The organism is Bradyrhizobium liaoningense (assembly GCF_018130785.1).
GTDB classification, from domain to species: Bacteria; Pseudomonadota; Alphaproteobacteria; order Rhizobiales; family Xanthobacteraceae; genus Bradyrhizobium; species Bradyrhizobium liaoningense_A.
On sequence record NZ_JAFCJT010000003.1, the window covers coordinates 65,757 to 85,464 of the forward strand.

The following is a 19,708-nucleotide window of genomic DNA, read 5'->3' on the forward strand; positions in this document are numbered from 1 at the left end:
TGACACAAAACTCGCGACTGCGCTGTGCTTCCGGTTCCCGCGGGCGTTGTGCTATCGTCGCCTCCGCTTTCCGGAGGCGACATGGAAGATCGTTCGGCGAAATATCGCGCATTCTATGCGCAGTTGATCTGCGCCGCAGCCAGGACGACGGATCCCCGTATCGAGCAGGCCTTTCGCACGGTCCGGCGCGAAGCCTTCGTCGGACCCGGACCGTGGTCGATCTCCGTCGGTGGCCATCCCTATGTCGCGACGCCCGACGATGATCCCGCCTTCCTCTATCAGAATACGCTTCTGGCGCTGGACCCGGCGCGCGGCCTCAATATCGGGATGCCCGGCGCGCACGCTTTCTGGCTCGGCGGCTGCGGCGTGAGGGAAGGCGAGACGGTGATCCAGATCGGTGCCGGCAGCGGATACTACACGGCAATTCTCGCCGAGCTCACGGGACCTTCGGGCCGTGTCCTTGCCTATGAGATCGACGAACGCCTGGCGGCACTCGCTCGCGAAAATCTGAAAGGCATTGCCCATGTCGCTCTGGAAGATCGCTCGGGCATCGCGTCCGATTTACCCAACGCGGACGTGATCTACGTCTGCGCGGGCGCGGCGCAGCCGGCCGTGGAATGGCTCGATGCGCTGCGGCCCGGCGGCCGGCTGGTGTTTCCGTTGGCGCCGGAGGGCATGCTCGGTGGCATGTTGATGATCACGCGCCCGGACGCGGGCGCGATCTGGCCGGCGAAATTCCTGAGTCGAGCCCAATTCATCGGCTGCGCGGGATTGCAGGATGCGGATGCCGGCCGGCGATTGGCCGAGGCGTTCGCGAGAGGGTGGGAGAGCGTGCAGTCGCTGCGCAGAGCGGGCGCTCCGGACGAGACGTGCTGGTTTGCCGGTGAGGGCTGGTGGCTCTCGACGGCTCCGGCACCCGTCCCGACAGATTCAATCAAGCCCCACGCCGACCTCACGCAGGCGTGACGGATCGCTCGCGCCTTACGATTTCGCGCACCCGGCGCATTGCAGCCGACCGCGTGAGGCACGGAACAAGCTGCGGCAATACCAGCGCCGCGCCAGTGCTTGCGCAGGCCTGCGGATCATCTGCGCGATCAACAAGAGTTCGAAAGCCATACGTATCGCTTTTGGTCAAATATCCCGACCACGTAGATGGGGCGGCGTTCCCGAATGAGAACGCCGCCCCCGTCGCATCAGCCATGCAGTCGCTCGAGCGTAAAGCCTAACTGCGCTCAGCCATGAAGTTCAGCCATGAAGTTTAGCCATGAAGTTTCCTGGCGGTCTCCGCGATCTGGCGGCCCTGGTAGCGCGCGCCGGCGAGCTCGTTGGCGCTGGGCTGGCGGCTGCCATCGCCGCCGGTGATCGTGGTGGCGCCGTAGGGTGCGCCGCCGGTGACCTCGTCGAGCTTCATCTGGCCGGCAAAGCCGTAATTCATGCCGACCACGACCATGCCGAAGTGCAGCAAATTGGTGATGATCGAGAACAGCGTCGTCTCCTGGCCGCCATGCTGGGTCGCGCTCGCGGTGAAGGCGCCGCCGACCTTGCCGTGCAGCGCGCCCTTCGCCCAGAGCCCGCCGGCCTGGTCCAGGAAGTTCGCCATCTGCGAAGCCATGCGGCCGAAACGGGTCCCGGTGCCGACGATGATCGCGTCGTAATTGGCGAGGTCCTCGATCTTGGCGACGGGCGCTGCCTGATCGACCTTGTAATAGGACGCCTTGGCGACCTCGGCCGGCACCAGCTCGGGCACACGCTTGATGTCGACGGTGACGCCGGCTTCGCGCGCGCCTTCAGCGACGGCATTGGCCATCGCTTCGATGTGGCCATAGGCGGAATAATAGAGGACGAGAACTTTGGTCATGGTGGTCTCCGTTGGGATTTTGCGATGGGGTGAGTTGTCGTTTCGAAGGAGATGGATGCCCGGCTCGAGGCCGGGCATCACGAGTTGGTGTGGTCGCGGCGGTTACGCTGCGTCGACGAGCACGAGCTCGGTGTCTTCGAGCGCGGTGATCTTCAGCCGGTCCTCGTCGCGGATCGCGGCGCCGTCGCGGGCATTCACGCGCACGCCGTTGATCTCGACGGAACCCGCCGCGGGCACGAGGTAGAGATGCCGCGACTTCTGCGGCTCGTACTCCGCGCTCTCGCCGGCCTTCAGTGTGGTCGCCAGCACCCGCGCATCGGCGCGGATCGGCAGCGCGTCGGCGTCACCCTCGATGCCGCTCGCAATCGTCACGAGCTTGCCGGAGCGATCGGCCTTCGGAAACGGCTTCGAGCCCCAGGTCGGCTGTCCTCCGCGCGCCACAGGCTCGATCCAGATCTGGAAGATCCGCGTCCTGGTCGGTTCGAGATTGTACTCGGAGTGGCGGATGCCGCTGCCGGCGCTCATCACCTGCACGTCGCCCGCTTCAGTGCGGCCCTCGTTGCCGAGGCTGTCCTGATGGGTGATCGCGCCCTCGCGCACATAGGTGATGATTTCCATGTTGGCGTGAGGATGGGCGGGAAAGCCGGTGTTCGGCGCGATCTCGTCGTCGTTCCACACCCGCAAGGCGCCGTGGCCCATGTTGTTCGGGTCGTAATGGCTTGCGAAGGAGAAATGATGCTTGGCCTTGAGCCAGCCGTGATCGGCGCCGCCGAGCTTTGCGAAAGGTCTGAGTTCGATCATCTGCGTATTCCTTGTTTGAGTGGGAGGCGCCTTGTTCAGGCGCCGAACCCGCCATCGACGTTGAGGACGGTGCCGGTGACGAAGGAGGCTTCCGGGCTTGCGAGGAACACGACGCCGGCGGCGACTTCCTCGGGGCGGCCGAAGCGCTGCAGCGCGTGCTGCTTGCGCTGGGTCTCGGCGAACTCGCCACCGTCCTTCGGGTTCATGTCGGTGTCGATCGAGCCGGGCTGCACCACATTCACGGTGATGCCGCGCGGGCCGAGGTCCCGTGCCGCACCCTTGGTGTAGCCGACGACGGCCGCCTTGGTGGCGACGTAGTCGGCAAGGCCCGGGAACGAGGCACGGTCGGCGAGCATCGAGCCGACGGTGACGATGCGGCCGCCTTCGCCCATCAATAGCGAGGCAGCGCGGATCGCCGCGATCACACCGTGCACGTTGACCTGATTCTGGCGAGCGAGCGCTTCAGTGTCGGCCTTGGCATCGTCGATCGCGCCGCCCGCGGCAACGCCGGCATTGTTGACGAGGATGTCGAGATGGCCGAATTCCCTGGCGACGTCGTTGACGAGCTGCGTCACGTCCTTGGCCGAGGCCTGGTCGGCCTTGAACGCGCGGGCCTTGACGCCGCGGGCCTTCAGTTCGGTCACGACCGCTTCGGCCTTTTCGGGCGAAGCGACGTAGCTGATGGCGACGTCCGCGCCTTCATCAGCGAGAGCGCGGGCAGAGGCCGCGCCGATGCCGCGCGAACCGCCGGTGACGAGGGCAACCTTGCCCGAGAGCTTCCTGGTCATTGGATTTCTCCATTCCTGAATGTCTGATGACCCTTGGATAAGCCTCGGCCTGTGGTATAGAAATAGAAACTGTTGAAACGCATTGTTTCCCAAAATACCCTAGTTGGACCGGCTCCTATGGCAAAACTCCCCGATTTCGAAGCGCTCGCGATTTTCGCAAAAGTCGTGGAATTACGGTCGTTTGCGGGGGCTGCGGGCGAGCTTGCGATGTCCAAGGCGACGGTGTCCAAGGCGGTCACGCGGCTGGAGGAACGGCTCGGCGCCCGGCTGTTCAACCGCACCTCGCGCCGGCTGGCGCTGACCGATGCCGGCCACAAGCTCGCCGACCGCGCCACGCGCCTGCTCGCCGACGGCGAGGCGGCCGAGAACGAGGCGCTGGCGCAATCGGTGGCGCCGCGCGGCCTGGTGCGCCTCGCCGTGCCCATGACGTTCGGCATCAAGGCGGTGGCGCCGCTGCTGCCGGAGTTTTTCGAGACCTATCCGGAGGTCTCGGTCGATCTGCATTTGAGCGATGCGACTGTCGATCTGATCGGCGAGGGCTTTGACATGGCAGTGCGGATCGCGCGGCTGCCGGACTCTTCGCTGATCGCGCGGCGGCTCTTCACCATGCCGCGCTTCACGGTGGCCGCGCCGTCCTATTTCAAGCGCCATGGACGGCCGACGCATCCGATGCATCTCGCCGAACACAAATGCTTCAGCTACGCCTATCTCTCGACGCCCAATGTCTGGCACTACACCAATTCGGCCGGTGAGCAGGCGAGCGTCCGTCCGGGCGGCCAGCTTCGCGTCAACAATGGCGAAGCCGTAATGCCGGCGCTGATTGCCGGCCTCGGCATCGCCGAGCTGCCCGAGTTCATCGTCGGCGAAGCCATCTCGTCCGGCGAGGTCGAGGTCATCCTGAAAGACTGGAAGCAGGCCGAAGGCGCCGTGCATCTGGTGACCCCGCCCGGCGGTCCGAGGCCAGCGCGGGTGGAAGCGCTCGGCGATTTTCTCGCAGCGAAACTACCGCGCACATGCAAGAGGCGGCCGCGCGGGAAATCCAAGACGTAGCGCGAGCGGCCTCAACCCCCCCTGTCATTGCGAGCGCAGCGAAGCAATCCAGAGTGCCTCCGCGGAAAGATTCTGGATTGCTTCGCTGCGCTCGCAATGACGGAGCGTGACTACGACACCTTCACGCCGTTAATCGCGACGATCCGCAAGGTCGGCTTCAGCGTCCCCTCCAGTTGCGTCTTCAATTCGTGAACGCGTGGGTCGTTCGAGCGCGCCGCGCACACGCCGTATTGATGGACCGATTGCGCCAGGGCGCGCCGCGCCTCGGGCGTCCGCGTCAGTTCGGGCTTGGACAGCCGCAGGACGATCGCCGCGAGATTCACCAGCATTTCGTCCAGGGCGCCGTCGATGGTCGCAAGATTCCGCATCACTCACTCCCTCAGGAGGGCAACCGCGGCTTCACGGATGCGTTCCGGAGGGGGCCGGACATGGTCAATGCTTCGTTAATGCCTTGTTCTTGCCGCGCGGCGCGTTAGGCTGGCGCAACAAAAGAAAATCGGGGGGAAGGGGACCATGATGGATCGACGCGATCTCTTGCGCGCCGCAGCGGCATTGCCGTTGTTGCGGGCTGCATTGCCTGAGCCGGCCTTCGCGCAGGCCTATCCGGTGCGCAACATCACCCTGATCGTGCCGTTTCCGGCCGGCGGTCAGGCCGACCTTGCGGCGCGCCCTGTGGCGATGGCGCTGGAGCGGATCCTCGGCAAGCCCGTCATCGTCGATAACCGCGCCGGTGGCGGCGGCGGATCGGTCGGCAATGCCGCCGCGGCGCGCGCAGAGCCCGACGGCTACACCCTGCTGATGACGCTGTCCTCGCTCGCGGTGCTCCCCGAAGCCGACCGTCTGTTCGACCGACCCGTTGCCTACGAAGTCTCGCAGTTCATGCCGATCGCGCGCGTGCTCGCCGATCCCACGCTGCTCGCGGTGCCGGCCTCGGCGCCGTGGAAGACGGCGCAGGATTTTGTCGACGATGCGAAGAAGCGCCCGGGCCAGATCACTTACGGCTCGTCCGGTCCTTACGGGACGCTGCATGTCGCGATGGAGATGTTCGCAAGCAGCGCCGATATCAAATTGCTGCATGTTCCGTTCCGCGGCGCCGGCCCGGCGCTGACCGCGCTGCTCAGCGGCACCGTGCAGGCGATCGCAGCCGCGCCTGGCACGCTGAAGCCGCAGGTCGACGACGGCAAGCTCCGCGTGCTCGGCAATTGCGGCGCGCAGCGCATCGCAAGCTTTCCTGATGTGCCGACCTTCCAGGAGCTCGGCTACAAGGATGTCGAGATGTACATCTGGGCCGGCCTGTTCGCGCAGAGCTCGCTGCCGGCGCCGATCGCGACCCGGCTGCGCGAGGCGATGGCGCAGGTGATGACGAGCCCCGACGTGCTCAAGGCCTTCGACACCTCGGGCAGTCTCGTCGCCTATCAGGACGCGCCGGCCTTCTCGCAATTCGTCGCGGCCGACAGCACGCGTCTGATTGCGGCGGTGAAGAAGATCGGCAAGGTGGAGTAGGGAGTCTCTCTAGAATTCGCGCGGACCAGGCCCCGCAGCGTGTGCCGGTCATATCCCGATGCGAACGCGCCCTCATAAGAAGCCTTGAACGATGTCACGGTTGTGAGATCCCACCGGATCTCCGCGCCGGTGAACGCCACCGTGCGAGCCCGTTCGACACCGGTGATCGCGAACGGAATGCCGGGCGCGCCCACGGACGGTAGCTACAGCGGCGCGTTGATGCATCAAATGGACAAAGGCGCAAATTTCGATGGCCTGCCGCGCAACCGCGCTTGACGCGCGTTGCGCGCAACCGCCAACGCGATATTGGTACTCCGCTACACCAGCTGGAGACGCGCGCCGATGGCGGCCGATGACCAATCGATCCATGGCGCGCCGCGCCTCGGCTATGCCGGCGACCCGCATGGACCGGCCTATGAGATGTGGCGGGAGGAATTTTGCCGCCGCGTGATGGCAGCCGATCTTGCGCCTTTGTCCGACGGCCCTCTTCACTGCGACGTCAAAGCGTTGATGTTGCCGCAGGCAACGATATCCTTCTGCAACGGCACGCCGATCAGATTTATGACGCTCGGCGCCAGCGACACTCTGGCGCTGCTGATGGCGCCGGATTCGCCACTGCACGCGGTCATGGGCCGTCGCGCGCTCGAAGTCGCGCCGCTGGGCATCAGTCTCATCGACGCCTCCATCAAAGACGCATTCGTCTCGCAGCTCGAGCAGGGCGGCAACAAAGCCGCCTTGTTCGACCGCAAGACGCTGCTGTCCTATTGCCCCGATGCCGAAGACAGCATTGCGCGGCCGCTCGATCATAACCCCGCGCTCACTGCGCTGCTGCATCGATATTACGACTTCGCGGTTCAGCACGCCCCGGGACTCGATGCGCTGGCGCAGCACGCCGTTTCGCAGCACCTGATGGATTTGATGGTGCTGGTGCTCGGCGGCAGGCGCGATGCCACCGAACTGGCGAAAGAGCGCGGCCTCGCCGCGGCCCGGCTCGAAGCCATCAAGGCCGACATTCTGGCGCGGCTCGACGACGGCAGCTTCACGCTCGCCGACTTCGCGCGGCGCCATCGCGCCAGCCCTCGCACCATTCAATTGCTGTTCGAGCGCAGCGGCGTCACGTTCTCGGAGTTCGTGCTGGAGCAGCGGCTATTGCGGGCGGCACGGCTGCTGCGCGATCCGATGCACCGGGCGGGCAAGATCAGCGACATCGCTCATCTCTCCGGTTTCAACGACGTTTCGTATTTTCACCGGGCATTTCGACGGCGCTTCGGAATGACGCCCTCAGATGCGAAGGCGCAGCAAGCGGAAGGCTGAATTAGGTTCCAGGCGCGTTTTCACGTTTTGTTGTTGGTCCAGAACCGCCTCCCGCCTCATTGATTGATGAGAATTCGAGGGAGTCGAGAAGGATCGGGACATGCGAACAGAGCGGATTGCGCTGGGTTTGGCGCTTGCGATCGGCGGCGTTGTTGCGCAGAGCGCGGTGTCGGCACAGGAATATCGCGGCACAATGGAACAACAGATGGCCTGCACGCCGGATGTCTGGCGGCTGTGCAGCGACCAGATTCCCGACACGAATCGCATCGTGGCCTGCTTGCAGCAGAATACGCCGCAGCTATCGAGCTCATGTCGTGCGGTGTTCCAGTCGAACAACCAGGCCCAGCCACAGCAGCCGGTTCCGCGTGGCCGGGCTGTGCCGGCGCCGCGCTCCAACAATGCGCCGCCGCCTGTCGCCGCGCCACCACGTCCCTATGATGATGACAACGACTAGGGTGTGATCGGGAAAAGTGTGATGCGATTTTCCGAAAAGATCGTGCTCAAGCGATAACCTGAAGCACGATGACGATTCATTGTGAATTCATGCACCTTGGGCGCGCAGATGCGGTCGCAACCGCCTCACTCCCGACTCGTTCGGCGTTCCCCTTTGCTGTCCGACTCCGGTCGATGCCCGAGCGCTGTCCGCAAGATGACACCGAAGAGTATTGCTGCGACTGGCCAATGGAACCAGATCTTGTGCATGCCGGTGAAAACGTTGATCAGAATCAGAAAGCCCGAAACCGTGAGGGCCGCTGCAACCGGGCGGGGCAGCTTCGCCAGCCAATCCGAGACGAAGCCCATCCAATTGGATGGCTCGTGCCTGCTGTCAATCCATCGAGCGCCAGTTCCCGAATCTGCAACTGCTCGGTCCTGGGGAGTGACGCTGTCGTCAACCGGGAAGCTCCGTCGCCCAGCGCTTTGGCCGCTCGTGGACACGCGATAGCTGGTCATGGGAGCAACGTTCTTCATTGGTCGCTGCCCGAGACAGTCGAAGCCAACGGACAATTTGTTGTGCACCTGATCGTAGACTGAACTAGAGATCACGACGCCGCCGGGTTCGGCGAGTTCTTGCAGCCGCGACGCGATATTGACCCCGTCGCCATAGATGTCGGACCCGTCCACCATCACGTCGCCGAGGTTGATGCCGATGCGAAACCGCATCGGGTCGGCGTGCGGCGGGTCCGAATCCTGGTTGGAAATTTCCTGCTGAATTTCGACTGCGCATTGCACGGCTTCGACGACGCTGGCGAACTCGGCGATCACGGCATCGCCCCAGGTATTCACGATCCGGCCGTCATGGCGCTCCACCAGTCCCGCAAAGGCAGTGCGGTAGCGGCGCAGCGTCTCCAACGTTCCGGTCTCGTCTGCTCCCATGAGGCGAGAATAGCCCTGCACGTCAGCGCACAGGACGGTGGTCAATCGTCGTTTCACCTTGTCGTCGGTCATGGTCCATATGCTAGCCTTCCTGACCGGTAATTGCATCAGGCATCGCATCTGGCCCATCGCGGCTCAACGACCGGTTGTCCAGTCCCGAACCCGTCATAACGCTGCAATGAATTGCGGCCAGCCAGGTGCCAAAACCGACCTGGCGCGAGGTCGCCCTCCGCGCCGCGGTTCACGAGGACCGGCCGGAGCCGCCTTAAGGCCTGTGCTCGCAGACATCGACCCATTCGGCTGCGGTGAGCTCGGCCATGCGATCGGGCGTGATGCGAACCGCGCTGTGAGTCGAGCCTGCGGCCGGCACCACCACGTCGAACGCCTTCAGCGACACGTCGCAATAGATCGGCAGCGGCGACTTCAGCCCGAACGGGCAGACGCCGCCGACCTCGTGGCCGGTGATCTCGGCGACCTCCTCCAGTCCCAGCATCTTCGGCTTGCCGCCGAACGCAGCCTTGACCTTCTTGTTGTCCATGCGCGAGGTGCCGGCGGCGACGATCAGGATCACGCGCTCCCCGATACGCAACGACAGGGTCTTGGCGATCCGTCCGGGCTCGACGCCATAGGCTTCTGCGGCCAGCGGCACCGTGGCCGAGCTGATCGGGGATTCGATGACGGAGATGTCGGGGGCTTTCTCGGCAAAGAAGGCGCGAACGGATTGCAGGCTCATTCCAGTCAGCTCATTCCAAACTCATGGGTGGGCGGCGATGCTTAGGCGATTGTTGGCAGTTCCGAGAGCGCGCGGACACGATGATCCGGCGCGAACCCAAGCTCGTCCATCTGGGTCCGGATCGCCTTGAACATCGTCAGCGGTGCCACGAGTTCGTTCTCGACGCAAGCCAGCGCCATCGCCTCGGGCGTCACGCGTTCGATCCAGGCGACGTTCAGCCCGAACGACTTTGCGCCCGCGACGTCCCAGGGGTTGGACGAGACGAACAGAACCTCGTCCGGCCTGGTGCCGAACGCCTCCCCGATCAGCATGTAGGCCTCTGGAGATGGCTTGAAGACCTTCTTCGCATCCACGCTGATGGTGGCATCGAGCAGACGGTCGAGCCCGGAATTGCGCACGAGCGCATTCAGCATGTCCGGACTGCCATTCGAGAGGATGGCGAGTTTTCGCGGCTTCAGCGCCGCAAGCGCGCCGGCTGCATCCGGATAGAGACCGAGATGCAGATATTTCTCGATCACCCGCTCGAACGCCTCGCCTTCATAGGCGAGGCCGAGCAGGCGCAGCGTATAGGCGAGCGAGTCGCGCGTGACGACCGCAAAATCCTGGTAGCGCCGCATCAGCGAGCGCAACCAGGTGTATTCGAGCTGCTTGATCCGCCAGACCTGCGTGATGATCTCGCCATAGCCCGGAAACGCATCCTCGGTGATCTCCGCGACCGACTGGATGTCGTAGAGCGTTCCGTAGGCGTCGAAGACGACGGCCTTGATGCTCATGGCTCGCTCCTCTGGGACTTTGCGGTGGCGCACGGACAATACCGAAACGGCCCGGTACTCGACAAGATCGGAACCTTCTTCAAACAATCGTCACCCCGTCGACCTCGCGCAGCAGATTGACACTGCCGCCGGCAGGCGTTTAATTCAGGGTACGGGGATTTGCGATCTCCCCGCGAGGCGACATGCCCAAGTATCGCGTCCTGGTCACCAAGGACGCCGCATGTCTTCTTTCATCTCGATCTCATCAGAGAAATTGTCCCCTCAATTGGTGCCGCCAGCGCGCCGACCCTCGTCGATGTCCGTATCGACAAGGATCGCGCGGTCTATTTGCGCACGCGACAAGACGGCGAGCACCAAGAGCTAGCGAGCACACGGGGCCAAGTCGGGGACGACGATGAAGTGGAGGACTCCATGACGACGAATACCGACCGCCGAGACTTCATCAGGGGCGTGGGGGCCGCCGCGGCATCGACCGCAATACTCGCGGGGACACAAGCCCTTGCGCAAGCCAATCAGCCAACAGGAGCCAGGCCAATGACATACCAGCCCAAGCCGATGCCGTTCGATCCGAAATCCATTGCCGGCATCTCGGAGAAGGTGCTCGTCAGCCACTACGAGAACAACTATGTCGGTGCCGTAAAGCGACTCAACGCGATCGGAACGCAACTCGCCGAGCTAGACTTCGCGAAAGCTCCGAACTTCGTCATCAACGGCCTGAAGCGCGAGGAACTCGTCGCGTCAAACTCGATGATCCTCCACGAAATCTATTTCGACGGGCTCGGCGGTGCCGGCAAGCCGAGCACACCACTTGCCGACGCGATCGCGCGCGATTTCGGCAGCATGGAGCGGTGGCGCGCGGAGTTCTCCGCCATGGGCAAGGCCGAAGGCGGCGGCTCCGGCTGGGTGATTCTTTCCTACTCACCGCGCGACAAGCGGCTGGTCAATCAGTGGGCCGCCGACCACACGACGACGCTGGCCGGCGGACGCCCCGTGCTGGTGCTCGACATGTATGAGCACGCCTATCACATGGATTATGGCGCGGCGGCCGCGAAGTATGTCGACATCTACATGGAAGCGATCAAATGGGACAACGCTGCAACACTGTACGATCAATACAGGCGGGAAGCCTAGGCGTTGTGCAAGAAAATGAGCGTAGCGCTCTTGGGGGCGGCGTTGTTCCTATTGTCGGTGGGAGGAAACGCGATGGCAGAAACTGTAAATTTTGACAACGCGGCAACCGGCGCAGCGCCCGAAGGCTGGACTCTGACGATGACGGGTCGTGGCCAGCCCAAATGGACGGTCGAGATGGAGTCGACGGCGCCAAGCAAGCCGAACGTCCTGAAACAATCCGGTCAGGCGACGTTTCCAGTGGCGCTCAGGAACGGCACCCGCATCCTGGACGGGTTTGTCGAGGTCAAGTTCAAGGCGATCGCAGGCTCCGAGGATCGTGCGGCCGGTATTGTCTGGCGCGCAAAGGATGCCGACAATTACTATGTCGTGCGGGCCAACGCTCTTGAAGACAATGTTGTGCTCTACAAGACGATCAAGGGTGTTCGCAGCGCGCTCGATATCGTCGGCCGGAAAGGCGGCTATGGCGTCAAGGTATCGGTGCCATCAGGTCAATGGCATTCCCTACGTTGCGAATTCGCGGGAAAGCTATTCAAGGTGACGTATGACGGCAAGCTGATGTTCGAGGTCGAGGACGAATCGATCAGGGACGCCGGCATGATCGGCTTGTGGACCAAGGCCGACAGTGTCACCGTATTCGACGACCTGACGTACGGTGCGCTGAACTAGGTTAACGTCGGCGTCGACCCGCTCACGTCGGAGAAACCATGCTCGCTCGAACCCTGCTTGCGGCTACCGTTCTGTTGATGCCCGCGCACCCGGCAATGGCGGAGGAGCCGCTCGTAACCTACAAATCCCTGAGTCCCGAGCTGGCGCTTGATCTGGCCCGGGCATCGCTTGGCGATTGCCGATCACGCGGGTACCAGGTCGCCGTCGCGGTCGTCGATCGCTTCGGGGGGACACAGGTGATCCTTCGTGACAGGTTCGCAGGCGCCCACACCGTTTCAACGGCCTCGGGCAAGGCGTGGACCGCAGCAACATTTCGTACCAGCACCGCCGAACTGAATGCGGTCAGCCAACCCGGCATGATGCAGGCTGGTATCCGAAATCTCCCCGGCACGGTCATTATAGGTGGCGGATTGATTGTCGAAGCGGGCGGCTCGCTGGTCGGAGCCGTCGGTGTGTCTGGGGCGCCTGGCGGTGATGCTGACGAAGCCTGCGCCAGGGCCGGAATCGACGCCATACGCGACAAGCTGGAGTTCTAGGGTCGCCTTGCCCCTCAGCGCTGGCAGAGCTGCTATAGCCGACCAAGCAGATTCCGCCAGCTTATGCGTTTCTGCTAGATCCCCAGCAGTTTTCGCGCGTTGGCCTTCAGCACCTTCGGCCGGATCTCGTCGCGGATCTCGATCTTGGCGAAGTCCGACAGCCAGCGGTCCGGCGTGATCACCGGCCAGTCCGAGCCGAACAGCATCTTATCCTGAAGGATCGAGTTGATATAGCGCACCAGGATCGGCGGGAAATATTTCGGCGACCAGCCGGACAGGTCGATATAGACGTTCGGCTTGTGGGTCGCGACCGACAGCGCCTCTTCCTGCCAGGGGAAGGAGGGGTGGGCGAGGATGATCTTGAGGTCGGGGAAATCGGCGGCGACGTCGTCCATGTACATCGGGTTGGAATATTTCAGCCGCATGCCCATGCCGCCGGGCATGCCCGAGCCGACGCCGGTCTGGCCGGTGTGGAACAGCGCGATCGCGCCGCCATTGTTGATCTCTTCATAGAGCGGATAGGCCATGCGGTCGTTGGCGTAGAAGCCCTGCATGGTCGGGTGGAATTTGAAGCCGCGGACGCCGTATTCCTCGATCAGCTTGCGTGCTTCGCGCACGCCGAGCTTGCCCTTGTGCGGGTCGATCGAGACGAAGGGAATGAGGACGTCGAGATGGTCGGAGGCGATCTCCAGCATCTCCTCATTTTTGTAGCGGCGGAAGCCGGTCTCGCGCTCGGCGTCGACCGGAAAGATCACTGCGGCGATGTTCTTGGAGCGGTAGTAGGCCGCGGTCTCCGGCACGGTCGGCGGATGCTTGTGCGGCGACTTGAAGTAGTCCGCCATCTGCGCCTGGAAATCGTCATAGCCGTCGTCGGGATGGGTGCCGCAGGGCTCCTCGGCATGGGTGTGGATGTCGATCGCGACGACGTCGTCGATGTTGGGCAGCTTCAGCTTCGGCATTGGTTTCCTCCCGAGGGTTGCCAAATTGATTATATGATATAACGAATTTGGCAAGGCGTCGCGGGCGGCGAAACCGCAGTCGGCAAAAGTCTTTGCCGTGGGTGACCTCTGACCGGGCAGATCGGGCCGATCCGGCCGCTTCTACTGTGCATGGGGTTGTTTTCGCGAAATTGCCGGTTCGGAACGGGGCAGTTAACATTGACATCCAGTCCCCCCATGCCTTAAGAACCGCCCCGTCCCGGGCGGTCGTCCGCCGGCGGGAAAAATCTCATTTTGCCACATTCGCGCGTGCCGAAACGGTAATGCCGAACACGGCCTTTCGAACGTTCAGGATTCTGCCATGAAGGTCCGTAACTCGCTGAAATCGCTGCGCGGTCGCCATCGCGCCAACCGCCTGGTCCGCCGCAAGGGCCGGGTCTATGTGATCAACAAGGTGCAGCGCCGCTTCAAGGCTCGCCAAGGCTGATCTTCGGGCGACTGATATTGCCCTCGCGGTCGCCTCGCGCGCTCCCGCACGACCACGGCTCACACGAGTTTGACGCCGCCTTTGCTTTGCAAGGGCGGCTTTGCGCGTTTAGACTTTGACCATGGCAGTGAGATTCCCGTTTGCGCGCCCCCTGTGTCTGGCCCTTGTGCTGGGAACCGCCGGCCTTGCGCCGGCGCTGGCGCAAAATGATCCGCCAGCTCCTCCCGGCAAGGAGCAGAAGAAGCTGCCGGAGGCGCCGGCCAAGCTGCCCAAGGTCGACCGCAGCAAGAATCTCGATTTCCTGTTCGGCGCGCTGAAAGCAGCGCCCGACGAGGCCAGTGCCAAGCACGTCGAAGCGCGGATCTGGGCGATCTGGATCCAGACCCCGAGCGACACCGCGTCCTTGCTGATGGCGCGGGCCAAGACCGCGGTCGACGCCAAGAAGATCGATGTCGCGATCAAGCTGCTGGATTCGGTCATCAAGCTCAGGCCCGACTACATCGAGGCCTGGAACCGGCGCGCCACGCTCTACTACATGCAGAATGACTACGCGCGCTCGCTTGCCGACATCCGCGAGGTGCTGATCCGGGAGCCTCGCCATTTCGGCGCGCTCGCAGGCCTCGGCATGATCATGCAGGAGGTCGGTGACGAGAAACGTGCGCTCGAGGCCTATCGCAAGGCGCTCGCCGTCAATCCGCACCTCGACAAGATCCCCGACCAGGTCAAGGTGCTGACCGAGAAGGTCGAAGGCCGCGACATCTAGCGGACAAGTTGATCATTTCCCGAGCGATTGCAGCGTGCGCGGATTAACCACGATCGCACGTGCGGCGTTCTCAGGGGTATTGTCGACGCGCGCGCAGGCTTAACTGCATGGCAGGAGCGGAAGCCATGAAGCGTTTGATCTTTGCAGGTGTATTGCTGCTCGCGTCGGGCTCGGTGAGCCTCGCCGACGGATTGTTCTGGGTGGTCGGCAACAGCGCCACCGGCCAATGCAACATCGTCACCAGCAATCCCGTGATCATCGGCGACATCTGGTTCGGCGACGGTCCCTACAAGTCCAGGGCCGATGCCAAGCTTGCCCGTTCGACGATCCGCGCCTGCCCCGCGGTCACGCCCGACGAGGAAAAGGACGAGGACGGAGCGAACTAGCCCGCACTTAGTGCAGGACGCTGCTGCCGCGCTCGACAAGGCCGTGATCGGCGGCTGCGGCGTAGGCCTTTGCAAGCTCCGCCTCGAGATGCTCGTTGATCAGAAGCAGTGCCCGCACGGCACCGCGCAGGTCGCCGTTGCAGCTCGCGACGATCTCATCGATCGCAGTATCGTTGGATCTGAAGCTCATCGAAATTCTCCGGTTCAAATCAGGACAAATCCTGCCGGTCTTTCCCGCATCCCGTGAGGCTGCGAGGAGATCGGCGCCTACCCGCGCCTAGATGGCGGAACCGACCGTGGCGATTATATGGAGACCGCGATGACGACTGCATGAAGCTGGCCCGAGGCTTGCGTGCTGACGGGAATGTGATTGATTTCGTTGCATTTTTTCCTGCTTGAATTATGCACATATCCACAGCCCCGGCATTTCAAGTGGAGCCGGGGGCTCGCGGAGCGAAACTGCCGCCCGCAGGTGTCGTAACTGCCAAGTGCCCTGGATCGCCCGGATTCTCCCCATGATCGTGATGTCAGTCCTGACCGCGCTGGTCCTGCTGGCGCTGGCCACGCAGGCCGGCGTCCTTGCCGTGCAACGCGCCTTTCCGCCTCAGGGCCGGATGATCGAGGTCGACGGCGCTGTGCTTCACGTCGTCGATATCGGTCCGCGCGGTTCAGCCATGCCGATCGTGATGCTGCACGGCGCGAGCTCCAATCTCGAAGCGATGCGGCGTCCGCTCGGCGACATTCTGGCCAAAGACCATCGCGTCATCCTAATCGACCGTCCCGGCCACGGCTGGAGTACGCGCGCGCGGCGGCAGGATTCGACGCCACAGATCCAGGCCCGGATGATCGACGAGGCGCTTCGTAATCTCGGGATCGATCGCGCGGTCTTCGTCGTGCATTCCTGGAGCGGTGCGCTCGGTGCGCGGATTGCGCTCGATCATCCCGGCCGCGTCGCCGGTCTCGTCATGCTGGCACCGGTGACCCATCCCTGGCGCGGCGGCGTCGGCCGCTACAACGAGATCATCGCAACACCGGTGATCGGCCCGCTGCTCGCCTATACCATCACGCTGCCGCTGGGATATTTCGTTGCCGAGGCCGGTGCGCGCAGCGTCTTCCTGCCGCAAATCATGCCGGACGGTTTCGTGCAGGACTCCGCGACGCCGCTATTGCTGCGCCCGCGCGAGTTCATCGCCAATGCCTATGATTTGGTGACACTGAAGGCAGCGGTGACGGCGCAGGCTGCGCGTTACGGCGAGATCAAGGCGCCGGTCACGATCATCGCCGGCGAGCCCGACAAGACCGTGAAGACCGATATCCACGCGCGCCCGTTTGCCGCGACCGTGCCGAATGCAAAGCTGATCGTGCTGCCCGATCTCGGCCACATGGTGCAGAACGCCGTGCCGGATCTCGTGAAGACGGAGATCGAGGCGATGATCGGTCAAATCGCCTCGGCGCAGGCGGCCGCCGATTAAGGCGTTTTCGAGCGAAGTGGATACCGGTTCGCGCAAGAAAACGCGTCAAGACAATAAGCCCGAGCTTCGGTTGTGACTCAATCAGAACCGAAGCCCGGGCGGCCGCCGATCGCGCGCTTACTGCTTGATTTTCCCGTCCTTGTCGAACTGGGAGACGTAGGACCAGAGATTGTTGATCTCGTTCTCGTTCTTGATGCCGGCGAACGCCATCTTGGTGCCGGGGATCTTGGCCTTGGGGTCCTTGATGTATTCCTTGAACGTGGCTTCGTCCCACGTGATGCCGGAATTCTTGTTCGCATCCGAGTAGTTGTAGTCCGGCGCGGAGCCCGACTTGCGGCCGTTGAGGCCGTTGAGCTCGGGGCCGACCTTGTTCTTGGCGCCTTCGCCGATCGCGTGGCAGGCCAGGCATTTGTTGAACGACGATTTGCCGGCCGCAACATCCTGCGCCATCGCGGCGGGTGCGGCGGCAGTCACGGTGAGGATCATCAGTGCGCCAAAAGTCAGTTTTGTCATCGGGTGCTCTTCGTCTCTTCCCTGGTGGGTCTAGGCCTGGTCGGTCTCTTGCCTGGTCGGCAAAGGCCGGATCTGCCGGTTTTGGCAGGCCCGCCCGGCTTGGACAAGCCGCGAAACCATGACAGGTTTCATGATGTCCTACTTGTCCCAGAGCGAACTCGCCGAAGATCGCCGCTCCGACTTTCGGATGGCCTACCCAAACCACCGCGGACGTGGTTGATTTGCCGCGAGAATTCGATCGTGCGGCGTGAGCCGGACGGATATGCCATGAAGGATATGTTATGGCCATCATGATGCCTGCGAGCGACCAGGCCGTGCTCGCGCGCCGCGCCGAAATCGTGGCCGCATTGCGCGCAATTGTGCCCGGCGAGGGCGTGATCGATACGCCTGCCGAGATGCGGGCCTACGAATCCGACGGGCTGACGGCCTATCGGCAGCCGCCGATGGTCGTGGTGCTGCCCGATACGACCGAGCAGGTCTCGCTTGTCCTGAAATATTGTGCCGGGCAGGGCATCAAGGTGGTGCCGCGCGGCTCCGGTACTTCGTTGTCCGGGGGCGCGCTGCCGCTGGAAGACGGCGTGCTGCTGGGCCTCGGCAAGTTCAAGCGGATCCGCGAGATCGATTTCGACAACCGCGTCGTCGTCACCGAGCCCGGCGTCACCAATCTCGCCATCAGCCAGGCGGTCGCGCATGTCGGCTTCTATTACGCGCCGGATCCGTCCTCGCAGATCGCCTGCTCGATCGGCGGCAATGTCGCGGAGAATTCCGGCGGCGTGCACTGCCTGAAATACGGCATGACCACCAACAACGTGCTCGGCTGCGAGATTGTCCTGATGAGCGGCGAGATCCTGCGCATCGGCGGCAAGGGGTGCGAGAACGCCGGCTACGATCTCATGGGCGTCATCACGGGCTCGGAAGGTCTGCTCGGCGTCATCACCGAGATCACGGTGCGCATCCTGCAAAAGCCGGAGACGGCGCGCGCGCTGATGGTTGGATTCGCACAGGTCGAGGCAGCCGGCGAATGCGTGGCGCGCATCATCGGCGCCGGCATCATCCCCGGCGGCATGGAGATGATGGACAAGCCGGCGATCCACGCCGCGGAGGCCTTCGTTCATGCCGGCTATCCGCTCGATGTCGAAGCGCTTCTCATCATCGAGCTCGACGGTCCCAAGATCGAGGTCGACGAGCTGATCACGCGCGTCGAGACCATCGCGAACGCTTGCGGCTCGACCACCTGCCAGATCTCGACCTCGGAAGCCGAGCGCAATTTGTTCTGGGCCGGCCGCAAAGCCGCGTTTCCGGCCGTCGGCCGCATCTCGCCCGATTATCTCTGCATGGACGGCACAATTCCCCGCGGCGCGCTGCCGAAGGCGCTCGCCCGCATCCGCGAGCTGTCGGAAAAATACCAGCTCGGTTGCGCCAACGTGTTCCACGCCGGCGACGGCAATCTGCACCCGCTGATCCTCTACGATGCCAACAAGCCCGGCGAGATCGAGCGCGCCGAGGCCTTCGGCGCCGACATCCTGCGCGCCTGCGTCGAGTTCGGCGGCGTGCTCACCGGTGAGCACGGCGTCGGCATCGAGAAGCGCGATCTGATGCCTGACATGTTCAGCGAGATCGACCTCAACCAGCAGCAGCGGCTGAAATGCGCCTTCGACGCGCAGGGCCTGCTCAACCCCGGCAAGGTGTTTCCGACCCTGCATCGCTGCGCCGAGCTCGGCCGCATGCATGTGCATGCCGGCAAGGTAGCGTTTCCGGATATTCCGCGGTTCTGATGGCCGCAGCGTCGGCTTCGCAGAACGCGAAGCCGGGTGAGGGGGCCTCTCCGCGATCAACCCTCTTGCAGTTGAGTTCGCTGATAGAACCCCTCATCCGGCGCCATGGCCGGCGCAAAGCACCGGCGTTCCTAAGAACGGCGGCCGTAGGCCGCCTATGCCACCTTCTCCCACAACGGAGAAGGAAGAAGAGACCTCACAGCAGCCCGTACTGGGCCCGCTCGCGCTTCGCCAGCAGCGGCAGCGCCTCGCCGGCGATGTAGGTCTTGAAATGGGCGCTCTCCTGATGCGCCTTGAACGCGGCCTCGTCGCGGAACAGCTCGTAGAACAGGAACTGGGCCGGATTGTCCTTGGCGCGCGAGATCAGGAACAGTTTGACCCCGTCCTCGCGTTGCGCCTCCGGCAGGAAGCGGTCGAGGATCGCGGCGACCTTGTCGGCCTCGCCGGGCTTCGCCTCCCATTGCGCGACGACGAGCAAACCGCCGCCGTCGACGGCGGCGCTGAGAGATTTCTGCGTGGCATAGTGGTTCATGGTCCTTCCTCCTTGCTGCTGGGCTTGAGATGACGCCGCCGTCCATGGCGAGAGATAGATCGCCAGCACGGCTCCGAAGGCCCGGATCACCGACCTGCGGCTGAACGCTTCGTGGACGCGCGGCGCCGGCCGCGCATGAGTCGATCGCATGTCTGTCTCCATCGGTTGGTCTCGATCGCGATCGGGGCAGACTTGTAGTGGCGGCCTGCGGGCGTTGGTTCGCCGGTGATCGAAGTGTCGATGTCGTGAACGCTTCGATGGCGAACGAAGCGTCGATGCGGCCCGGTGCCTGATCGCAAACGCGCCGGCAGCGGT

Annotated in this window: 25 protein-coding genes; 14 read left to right on the forward strand and 11 right to left on the reverse strand. The window is 63.6% G+C overall.

What is annotated here, in order from left to right:
* The first annotated feature begins 81 nt into the window (after window positions 1-81).
* Entirely contained in the window at window positions 82-966 is an 885-nt protein-coding gene (locus JQ627_RS10560) for a protein-L-isoaspartate O-methyltransferase (protein WP_212484166.1), read from the forward strand.
* A 292-nt stretch (window positions 967-1,258) separates the two neighbouring features.
* On the opposite strand, the gene wrbA is transcribed toward JQ627_RS10560, so the two are convergent.
* The 3 genes from wrbA to JQ627_RS10575 form a co-directional block, all read right to left on the reverse strand.
* A complete protein-coding gene (gene wrbA / locus JQ627_RS10565) occupies window positions 1,259-1,858 on the reverse strand; it encodes an NAD(P)H:quinone oxidoreductase (RefSeq protein ID WP_212484167.1) in 600 nt (199 codons plus the stop codon).
* A 102-nt stretch (window positions 1,859-1,960) separates the two neighbouring features.
* Window positions 1,961-2,659: a pirin family protein gene (locus JQ627_RS10570; RefSeq protein ID WP_212484168.1), complete on the reverse strand. Its 699-nt coding sequence runs from the start codon at window positions 2,657-2,659 to the stop codon at window positions 1,961-1,963.
* A gap of 35 nt (window positions 2,660-2,694) precedes the next feature.
* Window positions 2,695-3,447, reverse strand: coding sequence for an SDR family NAD(P)-dependent oxidoreductase (locus tag JQ627_RS10575; protein WP_212484169.1), 753 nt, complete (start codon window positions 3,445-3,447; stop codon window positions 2,695-2,697).
* Between the two features lie 117 nt (window positions 3,448-3,564).
* Between JQ627_RS10575 and JQ627_RS10580 the strand changes: the two genes are divergently transcribed.
* Entirely contained in the window at window positions 3,565-4,497 is a 933-nt protein-coding gene (locus JQ627_RS10580) for a LysR family transcriptional regulator (RefSeq protein WP_212484170.1), read from the forward strand.
* Between the two features lie 110 nt (window positions 4,498-4,607).
* On the opposite strand, the gene JQ627_RS10585 is transcribed toward JQ627_RS10580, so the two are convergent.
* A complete protein-coding gene (locus JQ627_RS10585; RefSeq protein ID WP_212484171.1) occupies window positions 4,608-4,865 on the reverse strand; it encodes a hypothetical protein in 258 nt (85 codons plus the stop codon).
* A gap of 148 nt (window positions 4,866-5,013) precedes the next feature.
* On the opposite strand from JQ627_RS10585, the gene JQ627_RS10590 reads away from it, so the two are divergent.
* The 4 genes from JQ627_RS10590 (at window position 5,014) to JQ627_RS10605 (ending at window position 7,768) form a co-directional block, all read left to right on the forward strand.
* A complete protein-coding gene (locus JQ627_RS10590) occupies window positions 5,014-6,000 on the forward strand; it encodes a tripartite tricarboxylate transporter substrate binding protein (RefSeq protein ID WP_212484466.1) in 987 nt (328 codons plus the stop codon).
* A gap of 84 nt (window positions 6,001-6,084) precedes the next feature.
* Window positions 6,085-6,276 carry a hypothetical protein gene (locus JQ627_RS10595; RefSeq protein WP_212484172.1) on the forward strand — a complete coding sequence of 64 codons (192 nt, stop codon included), beginning with the start codon at window positions 6,085-6,087 and terminating at the stop codon, window positions 6,274-6,276.
* 285 nt (window positions 6,277-6,561) lie between these two features.
* Window positions 6,562-7,314, forward strand: coding sequence for an AraC family transcriptional regulator (locus JQ627_RS10600; RefSeq protein ID WP_249143029.1), 753 nt, complete (start codon window positions 6,562-6,564; stop codon window positions 7,312-7,314).
* Window positions 7,315-7,414: 100 nt separating this feature from the next.
* Entirely contained in the window at window positions 7,415-7,768 is a 354-nt protein-coding gene (locus tag JQ627_RS10605) for a hypothetical protein (protein ID WP_212484174.1), read from the forward strand.
* A gap of 125 nt (window positions 7,769-7,893) precedes the next feature.
* Here JQ627_RS10605 and JQ627_RS10610 read toward each other — a convergent pair whose 3' ends face one another.
* The 3 genes from JQ627_RS10610 to JQ627_RS10620 form a co-directional block, all read right to left on the reverse strand.
* A complete protein-coding gene (locus tag JQ627_RS10610; RefSeq protein WP_212484175.1) occupies window positions 7,894-8,760 on the reverse strand; it encodes an adenylate/guanylate cyclase domain-containing protein in 867 nt (288 codons plus the stop codon).
* A gap of 193 nt (window positions 8,761-8,953) precedes the next feature.
* On the reverse strand, window positions 8,954-9,421 hold the full coding sequence (locus JQ627_RS10615) for a YbaK/EbsC family protein (RefSeq protein ID WP_212484176.1): 468 nt from the start codon (window positions 9,419-9,421) through the stop codon (window positions 8,954-8,956).
* 41 nt (window positions 9,422-9,462) lie between these two features.
* Window positions 9,463-10,194, reverse strand: a complete 732-nt coding sequence (locus JQ627_RS10620; protein ID WP_212484177.1) for a haloacid dehalogenase type II — start codon at window positions 10,192-10,194, stop codon at window positions 9,463-9,465.
* Between the two features lie 534 nt (window positions 10,195-10,728).
* Between JQ627_RS10620 and JQ627_RS10625 the strand changes: the two genes are divergently transcribed.
* The 3 genes from JQ627_RS10625 (at window position 10,729) to JQ627_RS10635 (ending at window position 12,527) form a co-directional block, all read left to right on the forward strand.
* Window positions 10,729-11,325: a superoxide dismutase gene (locus JQ627_RS10625; protein ID WP_028147969.1), complete on the forward strand. Its 597-nt coding sequence runs from the start codon at window positions 10,729-10,731 to the stop codon at window positions 11,323-11,325.
* A 72-nt stretch (window positions 11,326-11,397) separates the two neighbouring features.
* Window positions 11,398-11,991, forward strand: coding sequence for a hypothetical protein (locus JQ627_RS10630; protein ID WP_249143030.1), 594 nt, complete (start codon window positions 11,398-11,400; stop codon window positions 11,989-11,991).
* 38 nt (window positions 11,992-12,029) lie between these two features.
* Entirely contained in the window at window positions 12,030-12,527 is a 498-nt protein-coding gene (locus JQ627_RS10635) for a heme-binding protein (RefSeq protein WP_212484179.1), read from the forward strand.
* Between the two features lie 74 nt (window positions 12,528-12,601).
* Here the strand turns inward: JQ627_RS10635 and JQ627_RS10640 are convergent, their stop codons facing one another.
* The gene (locus JQ627_RS10640) at window positions 12,602-13,486 is read right to left on the reverse strand and encodes an amidohydrolase family protein (protein WP_027565452.1); all 885 of its coding nucleotides are present in this window, start codon (window positions 13,484-13,486) and stop codon (window positions 12,602-12,604) included.
* A 340-nt stretch (window positions 13,487-13,826) separates the two neighbouring features.
* Here JQ627_RS10640 and ykgO point away from each other — a divergent pair, with 340 nt between their 5' ends.
* The 3 genes from ykgO to JQ627_RS10655 all read left to right on the forward strand — a co-directional run bounded on the left by ykgO (window position 13,827) and on the right by JQ627_RS10655 (window position 15,101).
* Window positions 13,827-13,952: a type B 50S ribosomal protein L36 gene (ykgO, locus tag JQ627_RS10645; RefSeq protein ID WP_006611362.1), complete on the forward strand. Its 126-nt coding sequence runs from the start codon at window positions 13,827-13,829 to the stop codon at window positions 13,950-13,952.
* 121 nt (window positions 13,953-14,073) lie between these two features.
* Complete coding sequence (locus JQ627_RS10650; protein ID WP_212484180.1) at window positions 14,074-14,715, forward strand: M48 family metallopeptidase; 642 nt, start codon at window positions 14,074-14,076, stop codon at window positions 14,713-14,715.
* Between the two features lie 125 nt (window positions 14,716-14,840).
* On the forward strand, window positions 14,841-15,101 hold the full coding sequence (locus tag JQ627_RS10655; protein WP_212484181.1) for a hypothetical protein: 261 nt from the start codon (window positions 14,841-14,843) through the stop codon (window positions 15,099-15,101).
* Window positions 15,102-15,108: 7 nt separating this feature from the next.
* On the opposite strand, the gene JQ627_RS10660 is transcribed toward JQ627_RS10655, so the two are convergent.
* Window positions 15,109-15,291 carry a hypothetical protein gene (locus JQ627_RS10660; RefSeq protein WP_212484182.1) on the reverse strand — a complete coding sequence of 61 codons (183 nt, stop codon included), beginning with the start codon at window positions 15,289-15,291 and terminating at the stop codon, window positions 15,109-15,111.
* A 325-nt stretch (window positions 15,292-15,616) separates the two neighbouring features.
* Here JQ627_RS10660 and JQ627_RS10665 point away from each other — a divergent pair, with 325 nt between their 5' ends.
* The gene (locus tag JQ627_RS10665; RefSeq protein WP_212484183.1) at window positions 15,617-16,573 is read left to right on the forward strand and encodes an alpha/beta fold hydrolase; all 957 of its coding nucleotides are present in this window, start codon (window positions 15,617-15,619) and stop codon (window positions 16,571-16,573) included.
* A gap of 117 nt (window positions 16,574-16,690) precedes the next feature.
* Here the strand turns inward: JQ627_RS10665 and cycA are convergent, their stop codons facing one another.
* The gene (cycA, locus tag JQ627_RS10670; protein WP_212484184.1) at window positions 16,691-17,086 is read right to left on the reverse strand and encodes a cytochrome c-550 CycA; all 396 of its coding nucleotides are present in this window, start codon (window positions 17,084-17,086) and stop codon (window positions 16,691-16,693) included.
* Between the two features lie 281 nt (window positions 17,087-17,367).
* Between cycA and JQ627_RS10675 the strand changes: the two genes are divergently transcribed.
* Entirely contained in the window at window positions 17,368-18,861 is a 1,494-nt protein-coding gene (locus JQ627_RS10675) for an FAD-linked oxidase C-terminal domain-containing protein (protein ID WP_212484185.1), read from the forward strand.
* A gap of 196 nt (window positions 18,862-19,057) precedes the next feature.
* On the opposite strand, the gene JQ627_RS10680 is transcribed toward JQ627_RS10675, so the two are convergent.
* The gene (locus JQ627_RS10680; protein ID WP_249143031.1) at window positions 19,058-19,543 is read right to left on the reverse strand and encodes a putative quinol monooxygenase; all 486 of its coding nucleotides are present in this window, start codon (window positions 19,541-19,543) and stop codon (window positions 19,058-19,060) included.
* Window positions 19,544-19,708 lie beyond the last annotated feature (165 nt).